Source organism: Flavobacteriales bacterium (genome assembly GCA_016124845.1).
Taxonomy (GTDB): domain Bacteria; phylum Bacteroidota; class Bacteroidia; order UBA10329; family UBA10329; genus UBA10329.
The window spans coordinates 1-19,451 of the sequence record WGMW01000053.1; the positions used below are offsets into that span (position 1 = coordinate 1).

5 protein-coding genes are annotated in these 19,451 nt (G+C 45.1%); all 5 read right to left on the minus strand.

Annotated elements, in window-relative coordinates; translation table 11 throughout:
* Nucleotides 1-469 precede the first annotated feature (469 nt).
* From GC178_16955 to GC178_16975, 5 genes are read right to left on the minus strand one after another with little or no spacing between them, the layout of a single operon-like run.
* Complete coding sequence (locus tag GC178_16955; GenBank protein MBI1289258.1) at nt 470-937, minus strand: hypothetical protein; 468 nt, start codon at nt 935-937, stop codon at nt 470-472.
* The gene (locus GC178_16960; protein MBI1289259.1) at nt 918-11,243 is read right to left on the minus strand and encodes a hypothetical protein; all 10,326 of its coding nucleotides are present in this window, start codon (nt 11,241-11,243) and stop codon (nt 918-920) included. Before GC178_16960 ends, GC178_16955 begins: the two co-directional genes overlap by 20 nt.
* 2 nt (nt 11,244-11,245) lie before the next feature.
* Entirely contained in the window at nt 11,246-11,959 is a 714-nt protein-coding gene (locus GC178_16965) for a hypothetical protein (GenBank protein ID MBI1289260.1), read from the minus strand.
* On the minus strand, nt 11,956-18,969 hold the full coding sequence (locus GC178_16970; GenBank protein ID MBI1289261.1) for a hypothetical protein: 7,014 nt from the start codon (nt 18,967-18,969) through the stop codon (nt 11,956-11,958). Before GC178_16970 ends, GC178_16965 begins: the two co-directional genes overlap by 4 nt.
* Nucleotides 18,966-19,433, minus strand: a complete 468-nt coding sequence (locus GC178_16975) for a hypothetical protein (GenBank protein MBI1289262.1) — start codon at nt 19,431-19,433, stop codon at nt 18,966-18,968. The genes GC178_16970 and GC178_16975 overlap by 4 nt, the downstream gene beginning before the upstream one ends.
* Between the last annotated feature and the right edge of the window lie 18 nt (nt 19,434-19,451).

A 19,451-nucleotide genomic window follows, 5' to 3' on the forward strand; every position in this document is an offset into this window, starting at 1 on the left:
CCAATAATTAAAAAGTGATTAGAGCAGAAAAGCCCGAAAACCGACCGACCGAAACAAGAAATTTAGAGCCGATAAGAGCCGAAAACCAAAGCTGACCAAAACAGCCCTTTAAAAGTCGAAAATGAGCGAGCAAAACAGCCCCTTAGACCACAGCCACCAAAAAAGGAAAAGTAAGCCGAAAAAGCCACCAAAACCGACCCGAAAACAAGACCAAAACCAAAGAGAAAAACCACCGAACCGACCAACTGAAAAACACACCTAAAACACCACCACAAACCGCCCTTAAAATCCGCCTGAATGCAAGCAGAATGGGGCAAAGGGGAAAAAGAAAGGAAAATGGGCGTAATAGAAAGAAATACAGGGAGTTACAAGAAAATTTAGGATTGTGGAAAACTTTTTTGGATTGTAGGGGCAGGAAGTAGGTTTTGGAGCAAAAAATAAGCCCAAGCGGTGAACTTGGGCTTTGGTTTCATTGCTCTTTTATCTGTCCTTTTTCAAGTTCCCAACTGCAATCAGTTTTATTAAAGTAGAGTTCAACTATTATTCCTTCGGGCGGATAATTAAAGGATACTTCTGCTGTATTTTGCTCTATTAGAACCTTAGTAAAAGCTATTGCTTTTTGATTGTTTTTTGAAGTAAATTCAACTTTTTCACCGCCTTTTTCAAGTGTAATTCCTTTAGGAATGGATTCGCTTTGGGTAATTGTTAATGGAATCCGTTCGGGCAGCTCTTCAAAATGAAAGTAGTGTTGTAGCTCTTCATAATCAAGCGAACTTTGAAGTAATGACTCGACTAACTGTATTTCAGGACAGCTTTTATTAAATACTGAATTTTCACTTTCCGTTCCTGTTTCTTGCGTAGAATTGACACAAGAAGCTAAAAAAAGTATAAGAGCTAAAACCATACTGCCTTTCATTTTAGTTGCCTGTACTTTCATCTTTTTCAGGGGTAATTGTTACTTCGGGCAAGGTTACTGAACCTGTTGAACTTCCGCTACCATCGCTACTGTGTCGTTTGTTGTATTCGTTCAAGGTCTTTTTTGCATCTTCTAAATTATCAATATCTCGTCCGTAAACCTTTTCTTCAAATTTTTGCCCTTCTTCACCTGGATAATCTTTTCCATCTTGGTCATCTCCATAGTGTGTGTATTCATGTAAAATGGTACTTCCTACAAGTAACAGAGCCGCATCTCTATCATCACCCGTTGCATTTTCCAATTGCTCAACAATTTTAGTATTTATCCGTAATTCATCCGAACCAATACCCGGTGAGAACTCTCCGTTTGCCCCTTTAAGTGGAGTAACATTTATTGTTGGGCCTTCTCCCCACGTAAGTGCTTTTTTAACATCGGCTTCCGATATCTGCCCATATTCAGCAAGTGCCTTTATTATGGTTGGGTTGTTCGCTATTTCCTGTACCGAGTTCTTTAAATAATTTGTGAGTTTGGGATAATCTTTTTCTTGGGTAGAACCTTTCGGATATTTAAAGTTGCCGTCAAAATCAATAAAAAGGATTGGGCTATTACCTGCAAAGCTGTATAGCGAAACACCTGTTGATAAACGAGAATATGGGTCTAAGCTCATAAATCTGCCCAATCTTGTATCTAACATTCTTGCACCAAAGTTTATAGAGTTACCGCTGCCTTTGATTTCGTCATCACGTTCGTAACCATTGAAAGAGTAACGGTGTGAATTTGAGTTGAACGAACGCCCTGGCATAATAGATCCAAACGGATAGAAGTTGGAAACCGAAAGCACATCAGACCTGAAATTGGATGCCAGATAGTCGGTGATGTAATTCGGGTCGCCCACATGGGCAGGGTCATAGACCGCAGATACATCGGAGAGTTTCCAATCGGTGATAACGCTACGCACATTGCCCAAGTGGTCGGTAAGCTCATAGTATTTGTGGCCAAGTGATCTTTGGCGTTGAACATCAAGCGGGTAGATGCGGTGCGGTTGCAGCCGCATCTCATTACTCACATTGGCACTTATACCTGAAGCCACGGATAATGTGTTCACAGTAGGTAACTGTGCAGTCTGATCGGGGTCCGGAACCTCAAGCAGCGCATTGTAATTGGGTCTCCAGAAAAACCCAGTAGGACCTACCGGATCCCGAACAGGGTCGTAAACAGGAGCATACATGTTCCCATTGGCGCCTCTGCGAACCTCCCCAATTTGTCCTTGGTAAATGTCGTCAGCAGACGAGCCAATGTTCCATCTTCTAAGTAGGTCACCGTTCGCATTCAGCCCGAACGAACCCAAAGCAGAAGCACGGAAATAGATGTTACCATCTGCTGTAAAATCGAAGGAATTGACCAACCTACTGTTGCTGGAAAGGCTGTAAGATGCAGATATCTCCGAGAAAAAAGTTTGATTCCAGTATGCGTAGGGTGGTATCACCGGAGGAGGTGGATAGACATGATGGTCGGCATCCAACTGGTAAACCAGAATTGCTTCTCTCGCGGAATTTCTCAACATTGAATAAGGGAAGAGTCTTGGAAGCAGTAACTGCTTTTTCTCCGACATGCCTACGAACGCGATCTTACTGCCATCGGGCGATATCTGTACTTCAGATTTCTTGCATGAACCACTGGTTGGATAACGAACCTCCAAATTCAACAGGGCTGGATCAACACTTGGATTGCTTATAAACGTGTTAGAAGATATTTCCAAGCTGTAAAGTTCTCCTTCCGTTCCACCATCTTTCTTCACATACAGCCTGCTGCTTCCAGAAGAATAATCGGCAACCAACGCCATGCCTCTGCTAAAGGTCTCCTCATTCCCATTTTGGCTATTAAAGAGTTCAATGTTCTTCTGTTCCACTCTATTGTTCAACACGTCAATGACATGGTAATAGACATGTCCCTGTGCGTCCATGGTGAAAAGATACCAAAAGTCCGGACTATTCGGTGATTCCATGGCCAATGCGCTGGAATTCGGGTCAGCGATCATGTCCCAAAAATCATCCATCAGCAATCCATCCGGGCCATATAATAACACCGATGGTGAGCCTCCGAAAAACGAGTTCAATAAAGGCTCCTGCCTGCAAATTACTGCTGTAAAGACCTTTTGTCCATATCTGGTCTCTCCAACCACAGTATTGGCCGGTGCGTAACCAAGTGCTCCACTCGAAATTCCAGATGAGGAAGCCACGGACGAGGAAACATCCCAGTGATCGGCTGCCTGTATGATGGAAATAGCCTCGAAAACACCAGCAACCGGCATTAGCCTCTGATCGGCAACATGTTCTTGTTCAGGTTCCACAGTAACAGGATTTCCTGATTGTGGCAGCAACTGATGTTTGATGACCACCCCTGTTCTATTCTCACCTACGCGACTACTTCCATAAAGAGGACGCTCTTTCAATGTCAAAACCATTTCATTCCCTTCTGTAATATCATTGTACTCCTTATCATATACAGCCATGATGTTGCCCTGTGCATCGCGCACATAGAATGTCTCAATATATGTATCTGTATTGGCGGGTTGCACCTTTTTCTTTACGCGGTTGCCCTGCGCATCGTATGTAAAAGTTATTTCAGGGGCATTCGAGTAAGAGGGCCGTTCCACACTTGCCACTTTGCCCTGTAGGTTCCAGTTAACGGTCATCAGCTCATCTGTATTGGGGTCAAAACTTGGCGCGGAGGATCCGTATTCCTTCACCAGGTTCCCGATAGCATCATACTCGTAATGATGGTAGCCTTCGATATCATCCTGCTGATCATTCTGGGTGGTCTCATCTACAGCATCATGCACCATTTCCAATCGGTTGCTCACCTTAAGTCCACTTACCTCCGGATAGCTGTAGCTGAGCTGGTCCATCATATTCTGGACGCCATTGCTCTGGTCGACATCAATGCTGTTTCTGCTTAGAGTCATGAGATTACCATTGCCATCGTAATTGAAGGAACTGCTAAAGTCATTGTTGGCGGTAAGGTCCCATACTCCGCCAGACCGTTCATTGTAATTGGCATATTTGATCCGATTCAGGTCATCGTATCGATAGCTCCATGCCTGAAGCGGACTACCAAAATAATCCTGTGGGTCAATGGATGACACATCAAGGTTGCTGACCCATGCTCCTATGTTCCCGTTGTAAAGGTTGGCACCATTGGTCGGATGGTTCGGATCCAATAAATCATCAACGAGTTCAACTTCAATACTATTAGTGGGATTTGCAAATGGTGAGCCGAGTTTGGTGAAATCGGCATCATGGTAATGCAGCATCATGCTGAAGGCATCACGTGCTACATCACTGTTTGCCATTCCATCCTGTGAAGGGTCCAAACTGGCCGTCAACTGGTTACCGTTCAGGGTAAAGTCAGGGTGATTGATGCCTTTCAGCCAACCTTGCAGAGTATAGACATAGTCCGTTCCCTGTACCTTGTCCTCTCCAAGAATGGTCCGCTTCAGCGGCCCATGAGCATAATACTCGTAGGTAGCATCGGTATCCCATAGCACACCATCCGTGCTTGTTTCCACTTTTACAATACGGTTATCCTCATCATAACTGTAGCGGTGGGTGAACTCATCACGTTGTCCTGGTTGATAATGGACGCTCAGGACATTCCCGCTAATAAGGTCGTACTCATATTCGATGAGCACGTCATCCATCAGCGGGTCGTTCAAATCGTGACTCAGTCTTGTCACGTTTCCATGCGGGTCGTAGCTGTAAAAGGTTTTTATGCCTTTATAATTCTCGGTATAACTTACCCGGTTCTGTAGGTATTCCTGACTCATACTGGTAGGTCCGGGAACTGAATAAGTGGTTTTCACCCATTCGTCCCCATCAGTTGTCGGAAAGTTGATGTCATTGGCGTTGGTCAAACTCATAGAGCCCTGTAACTTACCCACTTGGATCACACGACCGAGATTGTCGTATTTGGTGTATGCGTATTCTTGATCAATGGCCTGTTGTGCGTTCTGCGAGAATCGTAACTGACCGATTCCGTTGTACATGAAGTGGGTTTCCCCGCCATCAGGTGTTTCCTGTCGAACCAACTGTCCCAAGCTGTTGTAGTAGTACTCAGTGACCATACGATGCTGAGGAGCAATATTCCTTGTGGCCGTGGAAGAGGTTGCAAGCGTGGGGTCATAAGCATCAGGGGCGTTGGGCGAATCAACGTCCAACAGGTCAACCCCTTCGGGCGGCACGGTCTTTATGAGGTTGCCTGCCCGGTCGTAGTAGTACAAGGTATAATGACGATACCCAAGTGGGTAACTGTAAGAGAAGGTATGTTCCATATTCTCAATACAGTTCTGTACGAAATCCTGTCTCAATGCCTCCAATTGGCTTTCAATATATGCCTGCTTTTGTGTTTCCAAAGAATTGATTATAGCCTCGGCCAAAGCTCCTTCACAGGTTACGGGTTCCAGTGTAAAGTCGCTTTCAAATACAGGTGGATCCACCCACCGGAAACAGATATCATCGTGCTGACAGACTTCAGGGGAAAGTATGGTCATCCAATAATCGGATTTTCCGCCATTGGTCCAAGTCCGTTCTCCAACCGAAGGGTTGCTGGAATTATCGGATGAATAAGAAGTTCCGAGCACCGCCAGATTCCCATTTTCAAGATCTATGATAGCTCCTGCGAAATCATTCGGTGCACTATTGATTCCATCCGTATAATAACCACCCAATGTGAAATCCGTAACATAATTGCCATGCTCGTCAGTCTGCACCACCCAATAATCCCAAGCAGTACCTGATAATGGTGTATTTAAGTCATAGGCCCCAGGGTCGGTCCTATTGACGTTGGTAAGTGCACTCTGATTCGTTTTTTCAGCAGAGGTAACCACAACCAGTCGGCCCTGATCTGTTTCATGTACCCTTACAATATGACTCCACAGAAAATTCACATCAGTTTGCACGCTAGGGGCTAGAAAATTGTACCCTTCGTTGACATCGGAACCGAAGCATTTATCCCAAACATAATCGAGGCTATGATCCACTTTTACCAACCAAAGGTCCGATGTTTGAGTAGAACCTCCTTGTAACACAGATCCACGATAACTTACTGGCAAAGCATCAGGTAATGTCAGATCCTGACTTTGCCAGTGCAGAAGGTTGAAGTCTGATGAGGGACTTTGCGTGACGCCCGCCAAAATATACCCTCCACCATGCGCATCAGCAATATCATAGATAGGATCGGTGTAACTCCCCACCCGTTGAGCTACTGGCGATGTGTTGTTTATGAAATTGTTACTAGGCGGGGGAGCAAGCTCATCAATTTGAAATTGATGCAAAACCGAAGCTGTATTAGTAGTTCCATTCACTGATATTGATGCGACAAGCACGCTATTTCCATTTACGTGAAGTGCCGTTGGAAAAATGCTAGCGTTTTCCGTGAGAGAGCCAAATGGCATACTTGGATGAGCCTGATTTAAATAGTACCCGATAGCATGATCCCAGTTCATAGCACCTAAAGTTGTAGATGCATTGGCAATATTGACACCTAAAATCCAAGCGTGTGCGTAATCGACTCCTTCAAAACTTGCCGAAGAATATTTTCCATCGTACGGTGAAACCGGATTGGCCTCTGCCTCTGATTTGGAGAGTGCCAACATGATTAGCTCATCTCCCGATATCTGGGCATCTATTGCCAACTCCAAGCCCACCCCACCATACGTTTTTCCCCACTGCACCTGCCCCTGTTCGTTCACACACATAACCCATAGGTCATTTTCTAATTGATGTGTATCATCTTCATGAAGATCACAATCGCAACCATAGATTAAACTTAGAGCTTTTGAATTCGTTTGTCCTACCAAATAAATCAGGCCATTGTTCTCCAACACTTTGATAATGTAATCATGGCCATCTAAAGCATGGCCATCATTAATATCATTTTCGGTTGACTCCCCTCCGTAACTCCACGCATCAAGAACCACTGTTGGATCTGCAGGATCAACCCTCACCAACCAAGCATCCGAGTTAGTTCCAGTGCCGCTGGTCCAACTGGGCTTTGTCCATTCGTATGCACTGGCCAGTTCATTAAGAACAGATCCTCCCAAGTACAGATAACCATTCAGCATTACACCATCCGCAGCTATATCCAAGTTGGGAGACCGATAGGCCGCATCGACACCGCTATACTCAAACTGAGTGCTAATAGGTACAGAACCACCTTGAATTGCTGTAAATGGATTGGCCGGGTCGTTAGGGCAATCAGGGTCGGGCAGATCCAACTCAAAATTGGCCGACATTATGTCTGAAAAAAGTTCTTGATCAAGGCTTTCGTAATAACCTTGTAAATAATCGGCCCAACCAGTAGGATTTGCTACGGGGTCATTGCTTGCATCAAATATGATCGGAGGAATGGCCGTCTCACACATATCGTAACAATGAAGCAAAAGCCCCTGAGCCGCACACTCCACATCTGACATCGGCACCCAAGTGTCTCCCGTAGGAGATGTATACGGATCTGTGCTATTAGGCAAGTACAAGGACGGGATTGAAAGCGTACTCCAGTCACACGTCTGATAATTTGGCACTGCATCATTATAATTTAATGTGTATCCTGACCCTTCTGTCACTCCATATTCCTCAGGCTGAGGATCATTTGGCCCCAAACCTTCCGGATCGGGGTCAAAAACCGTTTCATTTGTTAGAAAGTATGCATCACCCTGAACTGAAATTCCGTGGTAATGGTACATATCAACAATTCCCGTCTGAAAGCTTCCCAATCGGCTATCGCAACGGTCTTTGCACTGATCCAGGGTTCCACCTATGCCATTGTCCAACATCCCGTTCACCGCAACAGGGTCATCCGGATCAATCTCCAACGGCAATGCCGATTCGAGACACCCACGGAACCCTTCGATATACATGCTGTATGCCTCGGTCATATCCAACGCTACTTGAGGCACATCATCCCATCCAGACCAATACACATTTAGAAAATCCTCCTCATTTGCGGTTGGTGAAACCTGATTGATTCCATTGATATAGGCGCTAAAATCCGACTGGGAAATCCATGTGTCTAAACTTACCTGATTGCCCGAACCATTTATAAACGTGTTAGCTGTTGAAGCGGCCCAAGCTGCGTCATGTGCAACGTTGATTCGACCAGCATACGAGTTGAGACACGACTCCAAGGAAGATACCTCACCTGACTGTAGAACAGGATCAGGGTAATAAATGTACTGTTGAGGGTTTGCCATGGCTGTGGATTCATCAGCAGTGATCCACTGGGTGTCCCATGCGTCCAAACATTGAATCAGTTCATTGACGACATCTACATGTTGCACACCGGGGTTGCTTGTACCAGCATCCTCATAGGAGACATTTGCATCAGAGGGAGGTATGGAAAGTACATTGCACTCCATATTGGCATACCCGGCAACCAGACCCTGCCAACATCCCCAAAAACTTTGACAGCATTCGGGGGCAGTACAAGTGCCATAAAGTGTTGCTATCAACGTATTGAACTGATCAGCCGTTCTACCACCAAAGATTTCCTGAGCGGTTGTGGACCAAGAAGCATTTCCAGATGCAACGGTAAAATAAACGGCCTGGTCGCCATTGTCATTGGTCGTAGCGTCCTGTAATAGCTGGGATAGCGGACCGAGTTCTGTAATAAGCGTTGGGTTGAACATCATTTGACAATCCGCTGGGGCTTCAAAATCCGCATAGTCGTCCATTGCCCCAAGCTGCTCCCTCCAGTAACTGTAGAAATATTCCGCATATTCATTGTTTTCAATTCCGAAATAGTCGTTGAGTCCATCGCAACCTGAGGGACAGTTGACACAGGGAATTTCAAATTCAGGGGCACAATTTCCCCAAGACGCATCACCTTGAACTACGACCGGTTGAGGGTCTTCAGGGTCACAGGCGGGAGCACCGATGGCCGACAGGAATCCCGCTGGATCTGGAGCGGAGCCATCATCAGGGTCAAGATAGTCATTGATATTGTTTCCAAATTGCTGATCGAAGGCTGCGATCAGATCATCCTCATACTCCAACAACAATTGCTGTAAATGTGTGCCTGTAACCAATGGCCCAACGAACGTATTGTTACTGACAATCTCCAAATTGATGTAGTATTCTCCTTGATCCAATGTCACATCAATGTCCTGATTATTCTGGGGAAGGGTCAAAGGGTCGATTGTCTGACCGTCACAATCCGAACCCATTCCCGAAACGTTGCTGATCGGGTTTGTCAGTCCTGGAATAGGTACTACCTCTCCAGTAACGGCATTGACAATCTCAATGAAGACATCATAATCACAGGTTGTGCATATATTCCAAGTATTCAACAAGCAAGTTGAGACCTCCCCAGGTTGAAGGTTGAATTCCAGCAGTTTCAAGGTCAATTGCGCCTCAGCTACTGTAATTGGGGCAGAACCATGAAAGGAATAGGCACCTGACCTGGTCACCTCAACATAGTTTGGAGGGCTGAAATCTGCACTGCCCTGACCTGATTTTTCCAGCGCCAGATGCTCAGTAGCATCTGACAGACAGGTTGCCAGTGTGCGGCCGGCCTTATCAATGTACTCTACACTCATCACCTGATTCGGATCCACAGTAATTTTCTTATACACAGCGTCTGCCGCTGGGGCCTCATTTCCAAAAACCCTTACCAGTTCGTGGTCTGTCGACTGAGCGTAAAATGTTCGAACCGTTCTGTCATCATCAATTCCAGTAAGGCCGCCCATTTTGAAAACAGCGCCAGCACCAGATTGGTACTTGACCCTACCCGTATTGTCCGCAGCGAAAACGGTCCTAGTGTAAGGGTAACCCTCTGCATCAGGGATAAGTGGATCTGCATTCAGGTTACCCTTATAATAGGACAGCGGGTTACTCGCCAACACTTCCATGGTTGAGGGGCTGTCCCAAGCCCCCGTGGTTCCCGCATCATTATCAAAATCAGAAGCGGTGAAATTGGTGGAAGGTGATTGCGTTGCAAAATGATTCAGATAACCAAGACCAGCGGAACCACTTACAGGAACAGGCAATGTTTTAAGTGAAGGCCGACCCAAATGGTCATAAATGGTTTGATTGAGAACAATATTATCCTGACTGCTGAGTCTCGTCTGTTCCTGTTGAACCTGTTGCAGACCGTTGGCAAAGGTCATGGTCTCCCTTGAACGTACCCCTGTCAGCCCGCTGGTTCCCTCGGTCATCACCCTTCCATGAATCCAGTTCTTATCAAATAGATCATCATACAGATAAGGCCCGTTACCAACATAGATCAGGTAATCATCCACCATCGATGATGTAACCGACTGAACCGTTCCGTTGTCAGTTAAAGACCCTGTGCTTGTCCATGGACCCCAATTTTGTGGCGAAGCCACATCGTTTGGAAAACTATTTCCTATTGGCCTAACTCTCCATAGGTAATATCCCTCTCCCTCCGTCAGAGTAAGGTCAATATACGTTTGACCATCTCCGATGTAAACGTCAAGTGCATTGGTCCAGTCAATTTCAGTACTGATGGTATTGAATGGCGTGCCATTCTGACCTGGTATATTCGACTGAAGGGCTACGCTTGAATAAGGGTCAGAACCAAGGTCCATTATTGTATTCTCCAATTTCAATAATTGGAACTGATAACCTGGAAAGATGTTGAGCGTGGTACTTGTAACACCGCTTTGAAAACCACACGGATTCCAACTGAACCGATACTTACCCGTTGATAACTGAACAGGGGCATTCTGACTCAATATTGCCGAAGTTGTCGTTTCATCTACGTCAACCGTAAATTCTGGGATAAACTCAATCCAGAACCTGTAAGCATTCTCCAATGGTAATGAGGTGGTGTTCGTGTACTGGTATCCATTTATGTCAACCTCCAATTGAGACATTTGTAAAGAAGGCTGTTGAGTGTACGTGCTGATATCAACACCTTCAAGTTCATAATAGCTTTCCGGGTTCTCTTCACTAATCGTTAGAGCAGAATTGAATTCAGCGGTCCCCGTCTGCACCAATGAAGCACCCGACATGATTCTTATGGTGAGGTCAAGTTCAGCAAAATGCTCAGCCCCACCTTGGTCATAATTTTCTCCATGGTCAAAATGAACAAAGATTCTAAGTCCACTCAATTGTTTAGTTGCACATGCTAAATCATCAAAGTCATGAACCAGACCCAGACTCATCGACAGGGTGTTGCCCATTACAAGGTCCCCATGTGTCCAAAATTCAGTGTGTGGCTCGAGTGTTTGACAGATTCCAAGAACCGGAATCAAATAAATTCCGATTACTAAAATCATATTGAACAAATGCATAGAAATTGCCTTCATATCTATTGAGTTGAGGTGTAATCCTTTATCCTGAACTCTTTGTACCGACTCTGAAGCATTGCACTCTGCCTGAGCAATTGACGCAAGGAACCTTTCAAAAGGGCATCGTCATATGAGTTCTGGTATTGTTTTACCTTATACTCCGTCCATTCCACGGGATATTGGTCAATGAATTCCGCCTTTACGGACATGATATATCCTACAGCAGTATCTGCTACAGCTACAACCGATTTGAGTTTAAATCGGTCAATGCATTCTTTGGCCGGTGTTAGAACAGCTATAAACCGTGAGGTTCCGTTTTCCCATTCGAACGATGAGACCTCTAAGCAATCGAAGAACCTGTCCATTGGACCGTTGGAATTATTCATATCCGGCCGTGGCATTAGTGGATCAATGCGAAGTGACCTTGAATTATGATCTACCGTTATAATGATCTTCTCATCCTGAAGAACATCCATCCTATCATTAAAAACCACACTACGGGTGGTGTTCGATATTATTTCAAACTCTTCACGGTGTATTTCACCGGACTCCCGTAGTTTCTTGGATTGGTTAACCTCAATTCTTATCGCGTTGCCAGAAGCCTTATCAAAGTCTCGATGCACACTTCTATAGGAGTCCAGCAATCTGTGAATCTCATCTAAAGATTGGCCTTGGACCTGATTCATCAAGCCAACGAACAGCACCATCATGATATGTCTCAAACGAATGATCATGGTGTAATTGGTCGGTCATCCCAAATAGGGGTATTGTAATATGTTTCAGCTACCGTTTTAACACCACGGACTGTCTCTTTCAATTTCCGTGTCAGCTTACCTTCTGGACTGTACTGATAAAGTAGCGCGAAGTGCTGATCATCCATGCTTGCGATCAGCTTCAGGTCGGAAATATCGTACACATAGGTGTTGATGGAGGCATCGAGCGGATGTATTACCACATCATCAATCCATATTTCCGAATCGGCATCACCATTGTGAATATTGGCCTGATAGCTCATTCCAACTGTAGTGGTCGACAGGGAAAGGTCGGCCTGACAGAGAACCCAATCACCCACAAGGGCAATCTGCCGAAATTCTGTTTCAATTGTGCCAAGCTGAAACTTCAGTTGATCAACCTGATATTCGTCATCAAAATGAAGCCATAGTTTACAACGAAGGCTGTTGGATTGCAATGCCTGATCCACCTCAAGTTGATAAAGACCTAGGTCTGAATCTGCGGACACATTTACGCTCCCTTGACCGGAATGGGAAACGGCATAATCCGGGGTGCCGTTGACCAGAAGTCCGCCCTCCCAATATTGTCCATTATCGTAAACCTTCTCAAAACTCTCAAACATGACCGAATTACCAGATGCGTTATTCGCCACCAGTATTGGCATGGTATGACCATAACCGAATTTGGCACAACTCTTAATTCCAAGGATGTTCTGTTCTTCAATCAGATTACCGTTAGGCGAGTAAGCTGTCATTTCCGTAGCCTTCAACCATTTTGTTGGGTCATTACCATTTGGATACTTCCAATTGAAGAGATCCATTTGGTACACTCCGGCCTCATGGTTCAATATCGGAGAACCATCAAGACCCGTTATTGAACTCAGATAGGTATTCTCTGAAGATGAGCGCCATTTGCCTTGGATTCCCTTCTGGTAAATGTTCCCGTTTACAGTTCCTCCAAATAGATTTTCATTGTAGTCCCATATATCACTCAATTCATGTGCACTACTGCTTACTACATTATCAATTGTTGTAATGGGATATGCATCATTACAGAACTGTAAACAGTTGACCGGAACGGGGAAACAGTCATTCCCAGCCTGCCGATATTCGATCAGGCCGTTTTCCTCGTTTAAAGCAAATCCATCACCATTGACATAGGGCGGAAACACTTCACTACAACCTTCAACAATTGTTTTACCTGTACTCCCCTCAAGGCTCACGTTGTCTATCCAAATGCCCTCATGCGTAGAGCTTCCTCCCCCCCCATCTCCTGTGAAACCAATGATCAATTGGTCAAACATGTTTGATTGAGATGATGTGACCACGAACGGAATTTCTATCGAAACCATGTCTGGAACACCATTACATTCCGCGTTGTTGTACCCGCTTATTGACCATGGTCCCTCAGTAATTACCAGGTTTGAAGCGGCTGGCCAGCTCATCCCATCAGCAAGTGGTAAACTGATATCATCATGGTTATACATGACAATCGTAAGATTGGGAATGGCTAACGCATCAGTAGCCATAATTGCCTCATCTCCAACTTCAAACGTTAATGTATAACTACCTTCATCTAAAGGTGATTGCAATAATTGACCAACTGCTTCAAACGTCACCCTATTTTCACCTTGGAGATACAGCATTTCATTACCCCAGTCAGACATGGTTATTATTGATGGTTGAGACCTCGCAACTTCCCACCCTTCAATACAGTCACTATTTACCGAATTCCCATCTAATTCATTTTCAATAAAACCAGGAAGGTTTGGCACAACACATGACTGAGAAGCCAAGTTGCTACACGAACCCGTTAGGTTCATTCCGCCATTTGCAATCAGGTTGCCAGTTGATCCACCGAATACGACACCCCCTCCAACATTCATCTGAACCGCGCCATCCAGATGTTGACTGAAATGAATATCATCATCAGGCGTGTAGCAACCCAATGGGCTTGACAGTTGCAAAGAGGGAAAGTTTGACATGTCAACACTCCCTGACGGCATGGCATTGTTCAACGCTACAACAAAATCATGTTTTGCCTGATAATTTGGGTCTGTTGAAGAAATAGGCGTGTAAGAACCAGATAGTGGTGCTTCTCCATAGGTTGTAAACTTCCCGACCATATCACCCAGCACATTGGTGTTTCCACTTCTCAGTACATGAATGCCCGTCACACCGCCATTTTGGGTGGTTACAATCCCAGGATTAAAAGATGCCAACTGACCGTGGAGCGTGTTGCCGGATATTCCCGTGACGTGACCAACCGTTGAACCTGTTCCGTCATGAACCTCAATCATAGAACCAAGAGTAAATAAAGACAGGGCGTCACAGAGATTGTCGCCTTCAAACTCCAAACTAAATTCTTCTCCTGGACCATTAACAAATGTAACGCTGTTTACATTGAGATCATTGGCAGGTTTCAGCCAAACCCGTTCATTCTCTGCCATCTGATTCATGTTTGGATAATACATCCCTGCAGGCAGCGAATACGAGGTATAAAGTCCGTCATGCGTACTTCCGCCAATGGCAAGGCCATTGTATTCGTCATTGGTCCGTGTAATAAGAGGCGTTCCCGTATTCTGATCCAAGGCAATGTTCTGAACTACCGTGGTGAACTGATCCTTAGTGGACCTGGTCTCGGAAACTACTGCTGGATAACTGATGACCTTGGAGGTGGCATTCGCTCTCCTTTCGGCCCTTGAAATGGAAACAGAACCAGAACCAGAACCTTGGGGAATGATTACCGGAAGCATGGTCAGAAGTCCAAAATCAATATCAAACTCTGTAGAAATCCCCATGTAATGTTCCATGACAATCTTGGATTCCATAGCTACATCCATTTCTCTTCCTAATGGAAGGTCGACAGTTTCTACAGAAACATTTCCACCGTCTGTGTTGAATCCTTTGAAGACCGGTAGATCATCCTCTGGCTCGAAATATTCGTTAATGACAGAAGAAACCAGTTTGGCACTTCCAGCTCCGACAATTCCCAAAAGAGAATTGTGATCACCAGAATAGTTTTTGGTTGCCTTTTCTTTTCCATAGAAAGCATCGAACTTTTTGAATGCAAACCCTTGTGACAACCAAGCCTCAAGTATGGAGATGTTGACAAACCCTGTAGTAACGGAAATCGGTATGTACGGATTTGAACTAAGTGGCGTATAGTCCACTTTCATTGGGTATTCCTTTGCCGTCAGATAATTCGAAACTTTGAATCCCTGATCGGTCTGGCCGCGATAAATGCTTCGCGAAATCACTTGACGGTAGCCCACAGAAGGTGATGGCAGAACGCTTTCCCCAATAGGTCCTTCCATTTGTTTTCTGTCCTTCCCAGAAATGACCCTGTCAAGCCACGTCTGACCGCCCCGTGGTAATGGCTGCATCAGAACGCATTCATCACGAATAATTGCAGGTTCTGACGTAGCCACCCCACTGCTCACCAATCTACCTTGTTCGTCATCAAACATTCGATAGATATACTCGGTACCATAAACAGTTGCCGGTTCGTTATCCGTTTCGGAGATGCGCATGCCTGGATCGTACATCAGAAGCCGTTTTACGCGAAGACCGCCTCCCAACTTATCAACCACAGGGATTCTGAAATAAGACAGATCGTTACTCCTTCTTAAGCAATACATGTTGGCAGCGTTGCCACTCGTGTACATGGCGCCAATGGACTGAACAAAATTTCCGAAAACCTCCAAAAAGTCAACGCCTTGATCACTTGAAAAGAACATATCATTGTTCACTGTTGGATCACATTGACCATCAAGGTCGAGCATTCCCTCCCGTTGAGTTTTCACGAAATCCAAACACACCTGTCCTGGAAGCGTGTGATTGCCACTGGCTAGCGTAATTTGCACATTCGTTCCAGACGGGCTGACACTCGACACTCTACAGTAACCATCAATGTAGTCCATACTACAATCCCCTTCCCAAGGGGGTAGCGCGTCAGGGTCATTTGTATTGAACGAAATATCACTCTGGCCCACAAGCCGATAGAGATGCTTGAAGAAGAGTTTCTTGTCTCCCTGTACATAGATTCTATTGATCTTGTCTATGATGGCATCGCGGAATCCTTCAGCATCATACCCGTCCGGCAAATGCAGTTTACTCAAATTCAGTACAAAAACATTGTCATCATTGACACGTGTTGTCGTATTGGGATCTGATGATGAAATAATCGGAACAAAAGCATGTGCTTCTTGATTTTGTACGTAGGCATAATCATCCTGCTCATATTGCACATGAATCTGTCCTCCGGATGGCAACGTGATGTTCTTTAATTGCCATGCCGCGGGATCAAAATCAGTTGGAGGATTCTGATCCACCCAAAGTTGTTGACGATTCTCTCTGGAGTAGCCATTCTTCTGATAGTTCCCCCAAGGATCCAGTCCTATTTGATAGTCAGGGGTCTCTGCTGCTGATGGAACCCCCGGGTCGAGGGCTGTTCCGTACGGTTGCGGATAGGTGACCTGAGGATAAGTATAACCGAATTCATAGGGTGCCACACGACCGTTTACGATGCCTCGACTTTCAAACCATACCTTTTCTAACATCAGCCTTCCTTGGCCTGACGCATCAGAATTCGGTGTCCCCCCCCATAATACCGGATCCCCCGAATCGTCATTGTAATCAAAATGCACCACTTTGATGAGTCTGTCATCCTGCGAATCATCGGCATCCGATCCCTTTGACCACAATTCAATTCTGTCCAGTTGCTTCAATCCTCCTGACGTATTACCGGTTCCGCTTATTGCATTGTCATCCGCAGGTGCAGATCTTGCATCCTCCCTTACAGAAGTTTTGAATAACGCATAATGCGTTTTTGTTTCTATCCTTTTCAGATACTTAACCTGCTTATCTCCTGAAACGAACGTTCCCAGGTCATCTTTTGGGTCAGAAAGCGAATTCCAGATATGGTCTACCCCATGATATGGCATTCTCCAGTGATAGTCGTTAGCTGCCGTTTCATACTCGAAAACTGTATATCCTCCGAAATCATCATCGGTAAAGCCATCCATATCACGATCGATGTAATCTGGTGTTGTAATCGAGGTTAGCAGATATGTAGATGCATAATTTGCCAAGGAAATTTGACCAACAGCCGTTTTATGGTCATTGGGGTGATTGGAGTTCAAAGTCCAGACACCATTTCCTTGGTTCGTTGCCCCAACCATATCGTAACTCATCTTGTTTTCGTTACTGGCCAAAATAGGCTCAGCATAGGTATATCTCATTCCCTGAGCGTTCACCACAGAAAACTCCCCTATCTCCGAATCCGACAGCCCCGAAGATGAAACAGGCCCAACTTGGTATGATCGATAGTTAACTTGATTGAATTGTTGAGCCTGATTCTCATGATTCCCGTAAGGAGCCATATCATTCACCAATGTATAGCCGATATATGATGATCTTCCTACAGGCCGGTCAAGCAATTCTGCTGGGATAGAACCGGAATTCAATCTGGTATTGAATTCTCCGAGTGAGCTTGTTGGATCAACATTATTCATTCTAACCGCCTCGGTATTTCCATCATTATAAAGAACTGCTCCACCAAGATCATTTGTAAATCGCATCACAGATGTCTGATAATCCCCGTCCTGCTTCGACAAATCCTCAAATTGAATCCATGAAGTACCTGCTGTCAACGCAATCTCGGTGGTCGTTGGCCAATCACTTACAATCAACTCATTTTCCCCTCCCATAAAAGTGCCACCGCCACCCATGTTCAGTCCAATTTCGCCCTCAATTCCTACTGCGATATTAGTGGTAGTACTTCTTGCGTAGCTAGGAGAAAAGCTTCCCAGACTCTTGTTATATGGTCTAAAAGCGCCTCCGATTCCCTCCCCAGAAACAGAAAACACATCGGCATTGCTAAAAGGGATGCCGATGAACTTATCTCGTTTACTGTACATTCCCCCTTTTTCCACATAGTAATCCATGACATCCGTTCTGGCTTCCCCACGCAGTATGTTGAACTGAGTGTGTTGAGTCGCATTATCGGAATACATGTATCCGAAAACCGTTCTATCAATAAACTCCTTGTTTTTCTGGAAATTGATGCTTCCTGACACAGAACCTCCAACACCTATCTCCACCTGAGCAGGAGTGCCAATGCCTCCTGCGCTCAATGAAACCGAAACCCCTTTGTACTGAGATACCGCATCAGGCCATTGCTTAGAATTATACGACATAGCACCATAAGCTCCAGTAAGGGAGAAACTCGCATTACCAGCGCCTGACCCAGAGCCTTGCTTTCCTTTATTACCCTTCCGCACATACTTGTAAACAAATGCCTTCAAATCCTTGTCCTTGATTTTCGAAAGCATTTCTGATTGGTTGATGGCTTTTCGCTTGGCAGCTTTCTTCTTTTGAATGTTTTTTGCAGCACTCAGCAAGGCCTTGGGATTCACCTGTAACGAAAAGCTACCATCGCCCCCTTCATAGGTATAGCCCAAACTGACAGCACCGGCAAATGACAACCCGAAGGTGTTGCTGGTAGCAAAACCAGTATAGTTGTTCAGTCTTACCGTACTTCCCGCGCTCAACCCCAACGCACTGAAAAGCTCCAGATTTGCCGATGCCGTTAAAGAAAAGGTGGTGTTCGCTGGTGTCTTGTTCCAGAAAGTAACCGTTTGGTTGTTCCAATCATCAGGGAACCCCCGTTTGTTTCTAGTAATTGCACCTGGGTTCAGCGTCCATCCATAACCCACCCAAGAAGATTCCTCCTCAGGTGTTGTCCCCGAATGATAAGATAGTGACATGGAATAGCTACTACCATCAGGCCCAGGCACCTGCAGCACGGGAAGATTATAAGTGAAATCTCCCGTGTATTCGTTTACCATGTTGGTGGTCGCCACAGGTTCAAAGCTTGAAAACTCTGGCTGGTTTGGGCCACTGGTCAATGCCAAGGCAGAGGGAATGAATAACTGATTCAAGAACACCTGAAGCAACAGTATCGAAATATACTTCAGGTACTTGTGCCTATATTTCAATGGTAGCATCATGATCTGCTTTGTTTTGATTCGATAAGTTGAAAGTGCACCGGAGTATTCAGGGTCTCACTATCAAAGAGATAATTGCACTTGCCGACCCCGAACATGTCACCATCAAAGGAGAGTTTTATCATACTCTCCTTTGCCTTGGGTGATTCTTTGGAAAACACCAGATAGATGTTCCTATAATCGGTAAGTCCGTAGGTGTTTTCCAGATTGAAATTCAGGAGTTCAAGTTCTTCTTCCCCAGCACTTAGACTTATGAATTCATTCATTCTGAAATTCAGAGCATCAAACAACTCTTTGTAGTCCTCGTAGTCATTCACGGTTGCAGTCATCACATCACCTTTTGATTTCTTTCCTGGCCCAATTGTCAAGATGAAAGTGTGCGTGTGCTCATACAGGGTCATCAGCGAATCGAAATCATGGCGATTTCCCCCTTGACACTCCTTAAAGGCCAGGTACTCTGGTTTCAAATACCGCACAGAAATTTT